We start from the raw sequence: 13,255 nt of genomic DNA, 5'->3' as shown, positions 1-13,255 counted from the left end.
AGCCTGACCTGACGGACACCGTCGCCCACGCCGCCGAGGCCACGGGCGAGGCCGCCGTGAAGGTCGCCAGGAAGATCGGCTGGGGCGGCGTGGTGCTGATCGCCGCGGCGATCCTGGCCGGCATCCTGATTGTCATGGCTGGCGGCTTGCGCCTGGCCCCCATCACGCCGCAGGGCCGGATGTTCCTGGAGGCTCGCGCCTCGGGGCTCAAGCTGGGCCGCATCGGCAGGCTGCATATCGAGGGCCTGTCGGGGGACATCTGGAAGAACTTCGGCGTCCGCCGCCTGACCATCTCCGATGAGAAGGGGATTTGGCTGGAGGCGCATGACCTGCGCGTGGCCTGGCGGCCGACCGAGCTGTTCGGCCGTCGTTTCCACGCCGAGAGCATCGACGCGCGCGACGTCATCGTGCTGCGTCGCCCGACGATGGAGCCCAAGGGACCCAAGTCCAGCGCCGCGCCCGTGTCGGTCGATCTCGACGCCTTTAGGTTCCGCCTGATCACCCGCCCGGCCTTCAGCGGCAAGGACGGCGACTTCGACGTCGCGGGCGCCTACGAAATGGCGCGCCAGGGCGGGCAGAAAGGCAAGCTGGGCGTCGCCTCGCGCCTCCATGTCGGCGATCACCTGAACCTCGATTTCGACCTGGGCCGCTCCAAGAGCCTGCGCCTGATCGCCGACGCGACCGAGGCCAATGGCGGCGCGATCGCCGGCGCGCTGGGCTTGCCGGCCAACCGCACCTTCGATCTGAAGGCCAAGGCCGACGGCACGACCAGCCGCGCGGCGTTCAACGTCCTGGCGCGCTCGGGCCAGGCGACGCCGCTGCAGGCCGACGGCGCCTGGACCGAGCAAGGCGGTTCGGCCCGAGGCCGCATCGATCTCACGGCCTCGACCTTGACCCAACGTCTGGCCCACATGTTCGGGCCGGAAGCCAATTTCACGATCGATGGCAAGAAGACGGCCCAGGACGGCCTGTCGGACCTGAACCTGGCGATCATGGCCCAGAACCTGACCCTTCACGGCCACGGCCTGGCGGATCTGGCCAAGAAGCGAACGGGGCCGGACGGAGTCGCGTTCAGCGCCCAGATCGGCGCCTTGAAGCGGATCGTGACCATCCCGCAGATGGGGCGCGGCCTGGCCGACGGCGTCTTCCGGCTGGAGGAGGGCGGCTTCTCGGTCGAGGGTGATGTCGATGTCGCCAACCTGGAATTGCTGGGCTACCGCCTCAAGCGCGCCAAGGGACCGGCCAAGGTCCGCTGGGCCAAGGGCGAACTGGAGATCAAGGCCCAGGCGAGCGCGTCGGGCGGCGGCGGCGCGGGCCTTCTGGCCCTGCTTGGTCCCAGCCCCAAAGCCTCGTTCGAAGGCGCACGGGTCAAGGGTGGTCGGTTCCTGATCAAGTCGGCCCGGATCGACGCCCCGAACCTGATCGTCACCGGCAAGGGCGAACGCGGACCGCTCGGCGGCCTGTCATTCGACGGCGACATGAAGGTAGCCAGCATGGGGCCGGTGCGGCCGGGCGCGAAGGGCTCGGTCACCGCCAAGTGGACGGCCAGCAGTTTCGCCAACCGGCCCTGGAGCTTCACGGTCGACAGTCGCGCGGCGGGTTTCGCCACCGGCTATCCCGAGATCGACCGCCTGCTGGGCGCGACGCCCCGCCTGAATGGCAAGGCCAGCTGGAACGACGGCGTCCTGGCTGTCGCGGGCGCCAAGCTGGAAGGGACCAACGCCAGCTTGCAATCCTCCGGGAAGATGACGGTCGGCAAGGCTCTGGATCTCGACTTCAAGCTGGACTGGACCGCGACGGGCCCGTTCCGCGCCGGTCCGGTCGAAGTCGCCGGCAAGGCGGCGGGGGACGGCCACGTCGGCGGCACGCTGGCCGCCCCGAAGGCCGAGCTGAACGCCGATTTCGACCGCGTTGACCTTCCCATGCTGCCCCTGACCAAGGCGCATCTGACGCTGACCTTCGCGCGCGGCCCCAACGGCGCCGACGGCGTCGCAGCGCTGCAAGCCGACAGCGGCTATGGTCCGGCGCGCGGCCGCACGGCCTTCCGCTTCTCGCCGGGCGGCATCGAACTCAGCGAACTGGACGTCGACGCCGGCGGCGCCAAGGCCAAGGGGGCGATGAGCCTGCGCGACGGGCTGCCGGCCACGGCCGACCTGACCGTCGCCATCGGCCCCGGCGCCTTCCTGCCGCAGGGCCAGGTCAAGGGCACGGCCAAGCTGGTCGACGCGCCTGGTGGCGGCGGAGCCAGCGCGACCCTGGACCTGACCGCCGAGGACGTCGCGACCGGGGCCTGGAAAGTCCGCTCGGCGCGGATCAAGGCCGACGGCCCCTTGGCGCGCCTGCCTCTGTCCATCGATGCGCGCGGCGAGGCTCCCGGTGGCCGCTGGCGCATCGGCGGCACGGGCGACCTGGCGCAGAACGGCAAGATCTACGACCTCAGCCTCGACGCCGCGGGCCGCATGGGCCGCACCGAGATCAAGACCCGCGAGATGGCCAAGGTGCGTTTCGGCGACGGCCCGACCCAGGCCCGCCTGCGCCTGGCCATCGACAAGGGACGCGCCGACATCGACGCCGACCTGGGCGGCGCCACGGCCATGCTGAAGGCGGAACTAGCGGGCGTGGCGATCACCGCCTTCAACCCCGATCTCGACGGCGACATCGACGGCTCGTTCAATCTGCGCGGACAGGGCGAGGCCCTGGGCGGCGACTTCACCATGCGCCTTTCGAACGCCCGCGAACGCGGCGCCAAGATCGAGCAGTCGCTCAACGCCAAGGTCCACGGCGACCTGACCGACAGCCACCTGACCATCGTCGCCGACGGCGACAACAGCCAGGGCCTGAAGGCCGACGCCAACCTCGTCCTGCCGGTCGAGGCCTCGGCCCGGCCGCTGCGCCTGGTGATCGACAAGAAGCGCGGCGTGCAGGGGCAGTTCTCGGCCAAGGGCGAGATCAAGCCGCTGTGGAACCTGCTGATGGGCGCCGACCGCTCCCTGTCGGGGCGCATCAATCTGCAGGGCAGCATTGGCGGCACCCTGGCCGATCCACGCCTGCTGGGTTCGGCGACCCTGGACAATGGCGGCTTCGAGGACGGCCAGACCGGCCTGCGCCTGCGCAACGTCGTCCTTCGAACGGCCCTGGCCGACAACGCCATCGACGTCAGCCAGGCCATTGGCGAGGACGGGCAGGGCGGTACGATCTCGGGCCAGGGGCGGATCAGCCTGGCGCGCGACGGCGTGGGCAACTTCAAGCTCGACATGAAGAGCTTTCGCCTGATCGACAACGACCTGGCTTCGGCGGTCGCCAGTGGGCAGGCCTCGGTGAACCGTTCGGCCGACGGAAAGATCAAGTTGACGGGGGCGGTGACCCTCGACCGCGCCGATGTCTCGGCCCAGAGCAAGACACCGGCCGGCGTCGTGGCAATGGACGTGATCGAGCGCAATCGCCCGCAGGATCTGGACCAGGGCCTGCAGCGCCGCCCGAACACGGGTGGTATGATTCTGGACCTGGACCTGAAGGCGCCGCGCCGGGTGTTCGTGCGCGGTCGGGGCCTGGACGTCGAGCTGTCGCTGGACGCCCATGTCGGCGGCACCTCCCTGGCCCCGCAGCTCTCGGGCGTGGCGCGCATGGTGCGGGGTGAGTACGACTTCGCCGGCAAGCGGTTCGAGTTCGACGACGACGGCGTGGTCTATCTGTCCAGCCAACTGGACCGCATCCGCCTGGATCTTTCAGCGACACGCCAGGACACCTCCCTGACGGCGGTGGTCCGCATCCAGGGCACGGCCGCCAAGCCCGAGATCACCCTGACCTCCAAGCCCGAGCTGCCCAGCGACGAGGTGCTCAGCCAGGTGCTGTTCGGCGCCTCGGCCGCCCAGCTGTCGCCGATCGAGGCGGCTCAGCTGGCGTCCGCGCTCGCCTCGCTGGCCGGCGGCGGGGGCTTCGACGTGATCGGCAACCTGCGCAGCTTCGCGCGCCTCGATCGCCTGGCCTTCGCCGAAAGCGCCACGGGCATGACGGTGTCGGGCGGTAAGTACGTAACCGACGACGTCTATGTCGAGATTATCGGCGGCGGCCGGGAGGGGCCCGCCGCCCAGGTCGAGTGGCGCGTCCGTCGGACGCTGTCGCTGGTTTCGCGGATCGGCGGCCAGAACGACGCCAAGCTTTCCGTCCGCTGGAGAAAAGACTACTAGAGACGCAAGGCTGTTGCGCGGGCGACCGGTTACCTCCCCGGAGGTGACAACGTTTTACCCGCGGCCCTTGGTTATCTTGACTGAGGGAGGACAGGCTTTTCATGCGACTCAATTCAGAAGATCGCGCGGTTCTGGATCACATCGCGCGCGATGGCGGCCTGATCGTCGACCGCGCCGTAGACTGGTGCGCCATCAACTCCGGTAGCCGGCACTTGGCCGGGCTGGAGCGCCAGAGGCAAATTCTGCTCGACGCGGCCGCGCGCCTGCCCGCCGCGCCGATCGAGACGCCGCTGTCGCCGTCGCGGGAGATCGCCGCCGACGGCCGCGAGACCGAGTTTCATCACCCGCCGTCCCTGGCTGTCGTGGTGCGCCCCGAGGCCCCGGTGCAGGTCGTGCTGACCGGCCACTATGACACCGTCTATCCCGAGACGAGCCCGTTCCAGGTCGTCCGCACGCGTCCCGACGGCGCGCTGCACGGCCCGGGCATCGCCGACATGAAAGGCGGCATTTCGGTGATGCTGGCGGCGCTCGAAGGCTTCGAAGCCCACCCGGACTCGCATAATCTCGGCTACCGCGTGCTGCTGTCGCCCGACGAGGAGATCGGTTCGATCGCCTCGGGGCCGGTGCTGGCGGACTTCGCGCGGCGCGGCCATGTCGGCCTGACCTATGAGCCGGCTCTCGCGGATGGGGCTTTGGCCTCCGCGCGCAAGGGCTCGGGCAACTTCCACATCGTCATCCACGGCCGCGCGGCCCATGCCGGCCGTGACTTCGCCGCCGGCCGCAACGCCATCATCGGCGCGGCGCGCGTGGCCGAGAAGCTGCACGGCCTGAACGGCCGCCGCGACGGCGTCACGGTCAATGTCGCCCGCATCGACGGCGGCGCGCCGCTGAACATGGTGCCGGACGTAGCCGTGGTCCGCTTCAACGTCCGCTTCCCGGAAGCGCAGGCCGCGGCCTGGTTCGAAGCCGAAGTCGCGCGCATCGTCGGCGAGGTCGGCGATGACCTGCACGCCCATCTGCACGGCCTGATCACCCGCGGCGCCAAGCCGTTCAACGCCGCCCAGCAACAGCTGTTCGGAGCGGTGAAGGACGTCGGGGCACTGCTCGGGCAGGACATCGCCTGGAAGCCGTCGGGCGGCGTCTGCGAAGGCAACAACCTGTTCGCTTCGGGCCTGCCGAACGTCGACACCCTGGGTGTGCGCGGCGGCGATATCCACAGCGAGGCCGAGCACGCCTTTCCCGAAAGCTTCGTCGAGCGCGCGCAGCTCTCGGCGCTGATCCTGATGAAACTGGCCAGCGGCGAGATCGACGCCAGAGCGATCCGCGCGGCCATGGGGAGTGTCTGAATGCTTGTCGTCCGTCCCGCCGGCTCCGCCGACTTCGACGCCCTAATGGAACTGGCCGTGCTGTCCGGGCGCGGTTTCACCAGCCTGCCCGAGGACGAGCCCACCTTGCGCGCCCGCCTGGCCCTCTCCGAAGCCAGCTTTCAGTCCGGCGTCGCCCCGCCCGAGGCCTGGTACACCCTGATGCTGGAGGACCTGAAGGCCAATGACCTGATCGGCGTCGCCGGGGTCAAGGCGGGCGTGGGGCTGAAGCGGCCGCACTTCTCCTTCCGGGTGGTCACCTTGGCCCAGTCGTCGCCGACTCTCGAAAAGCGCTTCGATCACCGGGCCCTGGTGTTGGTCAACGAATGCGCCGGCTGGTCGGAGGTCGGCTCGTTGTTCCTGCGGCCCGAGCGCCGCAAGGGCGGGGCGGGGCGCCTGCTGGCCCAGTCGCGCTACATGCTGATCGGCCTGGAGCCCCAGCGCTTCGCCGAAATGGTGCTGGCCGAACTGCGCGGCTGGTTCGACGAGGATGGCGGGTGCCCGTTCTGGGACCACGTGGCCAGCAAGTTCTTCCGCCTGGAGTTCGACGAGGCCGACATGATGAGCGCCTCGACCGATGGCCAGTTCATCCTCGACCTGGCGCCGCGCCATCCGATCTATGCCGAGTTGCTGCCCCAGGAAGCCAGCGAGGTGCTGGGCCGTGTCCACCGCGAGGGCGAGGCGGCGCGGGCCATGCTGGAGGCCGAGGGCTTTCGCTATCAGGGGTTGATCGACATCTTCGACGCGGGGCCGACCGTCGCCGCGCGCCGCGACGACATCAAGACGGTGCGGGATGCGCGCAGCCTGCGGGTGAAGATTGGCGAGGACGCATTCGGTGAGGAGGCCTTGGTCTCCAGCGGCGCCCTGGCCCGGTTCCGGGCGGCGCGAGCGCCCGTGCTGATCGATGGCGAGAACGCGATCCTGGGACGAGAGACGGCCCAGGCTCTGGGCGTAGGCGAAGGCGACATGGTGCGGGTGAAGGCATGAGCGGCTTGTTCATCGACGGGAAGTGGCGTTCGGGGCGCGGTCCGGAGCTGGTCTCGACCGACCCGGCGACCGGCGAGGCGGTGTGGCGCGAGGCGGCTGCCACCGAGGCCGACGTCGCCGAGGCCGTGGCCGCGGCGCACCGGGCCTTCCCCGCCTGGGCCGACCAGCCGCGCGAGGCGCGCATCGCTGTCCTGCGCCGCTACAAGGAGATCCTGGTCGAGCGCACCGCCGCTTTCGCCGAGGCCCTGAGCCGCGAGACTGGCAAGGCTCTGTGGGAAACCAGGGCCGAACTGGGCTCCATGGCCGGCAAGGTCGACCTGTCGATCAAGGCCTATGACGAGCGTACGGGCGTCACCGAGAACGCCATGCCGTTCGGCCGGGCCGTGCTGCGCCATCGGGCCCATGGCGTCATGGCGGTGCTGGGGCCGTTCAACTTTCCCGGCCACCTGCCCAACGGCCACATCGTGCCGGCCCTGCTGGCGGGCGACACCGTGGTGTTCAAGCCGTCGGAGGAGACGCCTCTGGCGGGTCAGCTGATGATCGAGGCGTTGGAGGCGGCTGGCGTGCCGGCGGGCGTCGTCAACCTCGTTCAAGGTGACCGTGAGACCGGTCAGGCGTTGATCAACCAGGCGATCGACGGCCTGCTGTTCACCGGCTCGGCGGCGGCCGGAACCTTCTTCCGCCGCCACTTCGCCGACCGACCCGATGTGATCCTGGCCCTGGAACTGGGCGGCAACAATCCGCTGGTGGCCTGGGACGGAGATGACGCCGAGGCCGTGGCGGCGCTGGTCGTGCAGTCGGCCTTCATCACCACGGGCCAGCGCTGCTCGTGCGCGCGGCGGCTGATCGTGCCGGACGACGCCTTTGGCCGGAAGGTGATCGAGGCGACAGCGGCCTTGGCCGACCGGCTCTCGATTGGACCTTGGAACGGGGAAGGCGAGACCTTCATGGGTCCGCTGATCTCGGCCCGCGCCGCCGAGGCCGCTCGCGCCATCGCTGACACCATGGGCGGTGAGCGCATCCGTTCGCTAAGGTCGGTCGAGGGGCTCAGCGAGGCCTTCGTGACGCCCGGGATCGTCGACGTCACCGGCGTCGACACGCCCGACGAGGAGCTGTTCGCCCCATGGCTGCAGGTGCGCCGCGTGGCCAGCTACGACGACGCGCTGAAAGCCGCCAACGCCACGCGCTATGGTCTGTCGGCGGGGCTTATCTCCAACGAATCAAAGCGTTGGGATCAATTCCTGAGTCGTATCCGCGCGGGAGTCGTGAATTGGAACCGGCCGACGACGGGCGCGGCGGGGTCGATGCCGTTCGGCGGTCTGGGCGCCTCGGGCAACCATCGGCCCAGCGCCTACTATGCCGCTGACTACTGCGCCTATCCCATCGCCAGTTTCGAGGCGCCGGCCATCACCGACACCCTGAAGGACATCAAGGGCCTGCGCGGATGAGCAGCGCGATCGAGGCCAATTGCGACGGCCTGGTCGGGCCGACCCACTCCTACGTCGGTCTCTCGCCGGGGAACCTGGCCAGCCAGAAGAACGCCGGCGAGGCGTCGAACCCGCGGGGCGCGGCGCTGGAAGGGCTTGGCAAGATGCGCCGCCTGGCGGATCTGGGGATCCCGCAGTTCGTGTTGCCACCGCATGAGCGGCCGGCTGTAAGTCTTCTGAAATCCCTAGGCTTTTCCGGTTCGGAAGCGGCGGTGATCGAACAGGCCTGGAAGGATGCGCCGGCGCTGGCCGCCGCCGCCTGTTCGGCTTCGCCGATGTGGGCCGCCAACGCCGCGACGGTGACGACCAGCGCCGATACGACTGACGGCCGTGTCCACTTCACGCCGGCCAACCTGCTGACCAACCTGCATCGCAGCCTGGAAGGCCCGCAGACCACGCGCGCCCTGCGTCGTCTGTTTCCGGACGAAGCCCGTTTCGCCGTCCACGACCCGCTGCCGGCCCAGCCGCACTTCGCCGACGAGGGCGCGGCCAACCACGTCCGGCTCTGCGCTGAACACGGCGCGCCGGGCGTCAACCTGTTCGTCTGGGGGCGCGAGGCTTGGGGCCATTGGGACGGCAAGTTCCCGGCCCGCCAGACTCGCGAGGCCTTCGAGGCCATCCAGCGCCGCCATGACGCGGCGCGGGCGGTGTTTCCGCAGCAGGGCCGCGCGGCGATCGAGGGCGGGGCGTTCCACAACGACGTGGTTTGCGTCGGCACGCGGGAGTGTCTGTTCTTCCACGAACGCGCCTTCGAGGATCGCGCCGGGATCGAGCGAGATATTCGTGACGCCGCCGAGGGGCTGTTCGAGCCGGCCTTCGTCGAGGTTTCGGAGGCTGACCTCCCGATGGCCGATCTCGTGGCTAGCTATCTGTTCAATTCGCAGCTTCTGGTGATCCCGGGGGAGGACCGCCTGGTGCTGCTGGCCCCGGCCGAGACACGCGACAACCCGCGCGCCTTCGCGGTCGCTGAGAGCCTGGCCTCGTCCAACGGTCCGGTCGGGCGCGTGGAGTATGTCGACGTCCGCCAAAGCATGCGCAATGGCGGCGGGCCTGCCTGCTTGCGTTTGCGGGTGGTCCTGACCGACGCCGAGCTGGCGGCGACGAATCCCGCCCAGCGGTTCACGCCGGCTCTGCACACCACCTTGGCCGACTGGGTGCGCCGCCGCTATCGCGACCGCCTGGCTCCGGCGGACTTGGCCGACCCCGACCTGTTGACAGAATGTCGGGAGGCTCTGGACGAACTCAGCCAGATCCTAGACCTTGGCGGAGACTTCTATCCATTTCAGAGGGCGTCATGAGCGTCACTATCCGGCAGGCGAGCCTTGACGACCTTTCCGGGATCTTGGCCACGCACAAGGCCGCGGCGGTTCAGCCTGGGCGATTGGCGCGCACGCCCGACGAAATCACGGAGGCCTATGTTCGCGGCGTGATCGAGACGCCAGGCGGCGTTTGCCTCGTGGCGGTCGATCAAGAGGGGAGCATCTGCGGCGAGATCCATGCGCGCCGTGAGCATATCGCGCTCTTCGCCCACGTGCTGGGCGGGGTGACGGTCGCGGTCCAGCCGGATCACCAAGGGCGAGGCATCGGCTCCAAGCTCTTCATGGCCCTGATCGCCGAGGCGCGCACCATGAGCCCTCCGGTGCTGCGCATCGAGCTCGCGGCCGGGGCGGGCAATCCGGACGCCATCCGGCTCTACGAGCGCCTAGGCTTCCAGCAGGAGGGGCGTCAGCCCAAGCGTGGCCGCTATCCCGACGGCCGGTTCGAGGACGACATCCTGATGGGAATGCTGCTCTAGCTTTTCAGAGCCGCCAGGGCCTCGGGATAGCGCCGCGACAGCGGAACCTCCAACGTGCCCAACTCCACGGCGTAGTCGCCGGAGCCCTCGGGCTTCAGCCCCGTGACCCGTGAACGATTGACCAGCCAGGACTTGTGGCAGCGCACGAAGCCGTGCGCGGCGAGACCGGCGTGCACCGCGCTCAGCGACGAGCGCATCAGCGGCCGGCGTTCGTCAGCCAGGACGAACTCCACGTAGTTGCCGGCGGAGCGCACGGCCGCGATGTCGGCGACGGGCACGCGGATGAGCCGCGCGCCATCCTGGATGTCGAAGGTGGCGGGCAGGGCGGGGGCTTGGACGCCCATCGGCCCCTGGGCGCTGCGCCGCAGGGCCAGCCAATAGATAATCGTCGCCAGGCCGTAAGACATCATGTCCTTGCGGAACTCGTAGGGGAACTCGGACGAGAGCGGCCCGAAGTCGTAACCCTCGTGCAGAATGACGGCGTGACCGAGCTTGCGCAGAGCCACGAAACTGGAGACGTGCAGGACCGAATAGACGAATACGGCTACGAGGTGCGCCGGGACGGCCTGCCACCAGCGCGGCTGCTTGCGCACCATCCAGAGGGCCATGGTCGCCGGAATGCCGAAGATGACCATGGTGACCAGCGCGCTGCTGACCTCCCAGATCGCCGGCCGGATCACGCCCAGTCTCGGCGCGTCGTGCTGGATGGTCAGGACGTTGACCACCGTGATCGCCGCGATCAGGCAGGCTCCAAGAATCCAGGCGCGGGTTAGCCATAGGCGTTCCTCGCCGGTCATCCCGAAAAGCCCGCCGTTGGTCCCTGAAGCCTTTCCGGTCGTCCCAGCCAGCGACCGCTGATCCCCGGACGCTTGGCTGACCGGGGCGCGCTGCGTCAGGTCCTTGGCATCGCTTTTCAAGCCGGACGCCTCTTCATGACCACGACTGCCTTACCCCTCGACCGGCGCTATGACCTCGACTGGATTCGGGTCGGCGCGTTCTTCCTGCTGATCCTCTACCATACGGGCATGTTCTACGTGCCGTGGGAATGGCACGTGAAGTCGCCGCACGTGGTCGAGGGGCTGATGCCCTTCATGCTGTTGACCAATCCGTGGCGCCTGACCCTCCTGTTCCTGGTCTCCGGCGCGGCGACGCGGTTCATGGCGGACAAGACGCCGGTCGGGAAGCTGACGTGGGCCCGGGTCGCCCGCCTGCTGCCGCCACTGCTGTTCGCGATGTTCGTGATCGTGCCGCCGCAGTCCTATTATCAGGTGGTCGAGTACATCGCCCTGCACCCGAACAGTGGCCTCACGGTCGACAACTTCTGGGTCCGCTACGCCACGGCCTCGGGCCACTGGTGCGGCACCGACGGCGAGTGCCTGACCACCCCGACCTGGAACCACATGTGGTTCGTCGCCTATCTGTTGTTCTACACCCTGGTCCTGGCCGCCATGCTGCTGGTCTGGAAAAAGGCCGGCCGGCACATTCAGAAGGCGGCTGAGTGGACGCTGAAGGGCGTGGGTCTGTTCGTCTGGCCGATCCTGTTCCTGGGGATGCTGCGCGCCACGCTCTACGCCAAGTATGGCGAGACCCACGCCCTGGTCGGCGACCACTATGTCCACGCCGTCTCGTTCAGCGCCTTCCTGCTGGGTTTCGGTCTCGCCAAGTCCGAAGTGCTGCGCGATCACCTGACGGCCGTGCGCTGGCCGGCGCTGATCATCGCTATCGCCGCCTGGGCGGGGTGGAGCGTCTATGTCTGGACCTATCGCAGCGACAGCGCCGTCCCGCCGCCGCAGCTGAAGCTGCTGATGCGCTTCGTGTTCGCCACCGACACCTGGTGCGCCATCATCGCCATCCTGGGCTTCGGGGCCAAGCATCTGGCCAACAAGGGCGGGCCGGCGCTGCGCTACCTGACCCTGGGCGTTTTCCCGTTCTACCTGGTGCACCAGACCCTGATCGTGGTCATGGCCTACCATCTGGCCAAGCTGGGCCTGCCCCAGGGGCTGGAGGGCGCGATCCTGATCGTGGCGACGTTCGCCGGCTGCTTCGCTACCTACGAGGTCGTCCGGCGCATCCCCGGCGTGCGGATCCTGTTCGGCCTGAAGGGTCAGCCGGCCGCGGCCGAAGCCAAGCGCCCGCCGGCTTTCGCATAGGCCTGTGTGCCGCGCGTAATGACGGTGTCGCCGGGGAGGATCTCGGCGACACCGATCTCGCTGGCGCCCGTCAAACGCTCATAGAGGGCGCTGAAGTCGCGCAGCGTCACCTCCTGCAAGGTCTGGATCGAGTCGATCACGAAATAGGCCTGCTGGAAGTCGTCGATCCGGTAGTTGGTGCGCATCACCCGCTCCAGGTCGAAACCGATGCGGTTGGGCGAGGGATCGTCCAGGGCGAAGATCGACTCCGCGCGCGACGAGACGATGCCGGCTCCGTAGATCCGCAGACCCGCCGGCGTCTTCATCAGGCCAAACTCCACCGTGTACCAGTAGAGACGGGCGAGGTTGGTAAGGCGACCCAGGCCCACCGCCCGCTGGCCGCCCCGGCCATAGGCCTGCATGTAGTCGGCGAACACCGGATCGGTCAGCATCGGGACGTGGCCGAAGACATCGTGGAAGATGTCGGGCTCCTGCAGGTAGTCCAGCTCATGCGGCTTGCGGATGAACTGGCCGGCCGGGAAGCGGCGATTGGCCAGGTGATCGAAGAACACATCGTCGGGCACCAGGCCCGGCACGGCGACCACGCTCCAACCGGTCAGGCGCTGGAGCTCCTCGTTGATGCGATTGAAGTCAGGAATGCCCGTGCGGTGCAGGTCCAGCGCGTCGAGGCCGCGCATGAACGCGTCGCAGGCGCGGCCATGCAGCATGTCGGCCTGGCGCTCATATAGGGTGATCCAGACATCGTGCTCGGCCTGGGAATAGGTTTCCCAGCCTTGATCGATCGTCCAGTCGGGACGGGCGCCCGGGGGCGGTCCCTTGCTAAAGCCATCTCCGCTCATGCGACGACGCTACGCCCCGTATTTGGCAAATGCTGTTCGGAGTTTGCGCCCAGAACCGTGTTCGGCGGAGAAGCGTGCCGCCTAGTGGGAAATTCGGGGACGAAGCTTGTAAAGCCCGTGATCGAACGACTCGAAGATCACCGCCGTCTGCGGGTGGCCGACGGGCTCGCCGCTGTCGTCGGGCAGCAGGTTCTGCTCGGACACATAGGCGACGTAGCTGTTGTCCTCGTTCTCGGCGAGCAGGTGGTAGAAGGGCTGGTCCTTGGTCGGCCGGATGTCTTCCGGGATGGACTGCCACCACTCCTCGGTATTGGCGAACACGGGGTCGACGTCGAACACCACGCCCCGGAACGGGAAGATGCGGTGCCTGACGACCTGTCCGATCGCGAATTTGGCGAGTCTCGAGTTCATGGCGTTGAGAATAGCCGGGCGGACCTGACTGAATC

General features: G+C 68.6%; 10 protein-coding genes. 7 read left to right on the top strand and 3 right to left on the bottom strand.

Translation table 11 applies throughout. The features are described from left to right. The first annotated feature begins 56 nt into the window (after positions 1-56). The 6 genes from AC1RJ9_RS18075 (at position 57) to AC1RJ9_RS18050 (ending at position 9,820) form a co-directional block, all read left to right on the top strand. Entirely contained in the window at positions 57-4,187 is a 4,131-nt protein-coding gene (locus AC1RJ9_RS18075; RefSeq protein ID WP_492838412.1) for a translocation/assembly module TamB domain-containing protein, read from the top strand. A gap of 101 nt (positions 4,188-4,288) precedes the next feature. Beyond that, positions 4,289-5,533 (top strand): hydrolase, encoded by a 1,245-nt coding sequence (locus tag AC1RJ9_RS18070; protein WP_492838394.1) that lies wholly within the window; start codon positions 4,289-4,291, stop codon positions 5,531-5,533. Continuing rightward, the gene (locus AC1RJ9_RS18065) at positions 5,534-6,538 is read left to right on the top strand and encodes an arginine N-succinyltransferase (protein WP_492838392.1); all 1,005 of its coding nucleotides are present in this window, start codon (positions 5,534-5,536) and stop codon (positions 6,536-6,538) included. Then, the gene (gene astD / locus AC1RJ9_RS18060; RefSeq protein ID WP_492838390.1) at positions 6,535-7,986 is read left to right on the top strand and encodes a succinylglutamate-semialdehyde dehydrogenase; all 1,452 of its coding nucleotides are present in this window, start codon (positions 6,535-6,537) and stop codon (positions 7,984-7,986) included. The genes AC1RJ9_RS18065 and astD overlap by 4 nt, the downstream gene beginning before the upstream one ends. Further along, positions 7,983-9,323 carry an N-succinylarginine dihydrolase gene (astB, locus tag AC1RJ9_RS18055; RefSeq protein WP_492838388.1) on the top strand — a complete coding sequence of 447 codons (1,341 nt, stop codon included), beginning with the start codon at positions 7,983-7,985 and terminating at the stop codon, positions 9,321-9,323. Before astD ends, astB begins: the two co-directional genes overlap by 4 nt. Further along, a complete protein-coding gene (locus tag AC1RJ9_RS18050) occupies positions 9,320-9,820 on the top strand; it encodes a GNAT family N-acetyltransferase (protein WP_492838387.1) in 501 nt (166 codons plus the stop codon). The genes astB and AC1RJ9_RS18050 overlap by 4 nt, the downstream gene beginning before the upstream one ends. Here the strand turns inward: AC1RJ9_RS18050 and AC1RJ9_RS18045 are convergent. Next, positions 9,817-10,737: a LytTR family DNA-binding domain-containing protein gene (locus tag AC1RJ9_RS18045; RefSeq protein ID WP_492838386.1), complete on the bottom strand. Its 921-nt coding sequence runs from the start codon at positions 10,735-10,737 to the stop codon at positions 9,817-9,819. The two genes, AC1RJ9_RS18050 and AC1RJ9_RS18045, sit on opposite strands and share 4 nt — an antisense overlap. Before the next feature lie 15 nt (positions 10,738-10,752). On the opposite strand from AC1RJ9_RS18045, the gene AC1RJ9_RS18040 reads away from it, so the two are divergent. Continuing rightward, positions 10,753-11,970, top strand: a complete 1,218-nt coding sequence (locus AC1RJ9_RS18040; protein WP_492838385.1) for an acyltransferase family protein — start codon at positions 10,753-10,755, stop codon at positions 11,968-11,970. On the opposite strand, the gene phhA is transcribed toward AC1RJ9_RS18040, so the two are convergent. Next, complete coding sequence (phhA, locus tag AC1RJ9_RS18035; protein WP_492838384.1) at positions 11,925-12,809, bottom strand: phenylalanine 4-monooxygenase; 885 nt, start codon at positions 12,807-12,809, stop codon at positions 11,925-11,927. The two genes, AC1RJ9_RS18040 and phhA, sit on opposite strands and share 46 nt — an antisense overlap. Positions 12,810-12,890: 81 nt before the next feature. Then, positions 12,891-13,220 (bottom strand): heat shock protein HspQ, encoded by a 330-nt coding sequence (hspQ, locus tag AC1RJ9_RS18030; RefSeq protein ID WP_125157501.1) that lies wholly within the window; start codon positions 13,218-13,220, stop codon positions 12,891-12,893. Positions 13,221-13,255 lie beyond the last annotated feature (35 nt).

Source organism: Caulobacter sp. GW822-FHT07D08 (genome assembly GCF_058798735.1).
The sequence above is the reverse complement of the archived record's forward strand: the minus strand, read 5'-3'. Positions and strand labels throughout refer to the sequence as shown.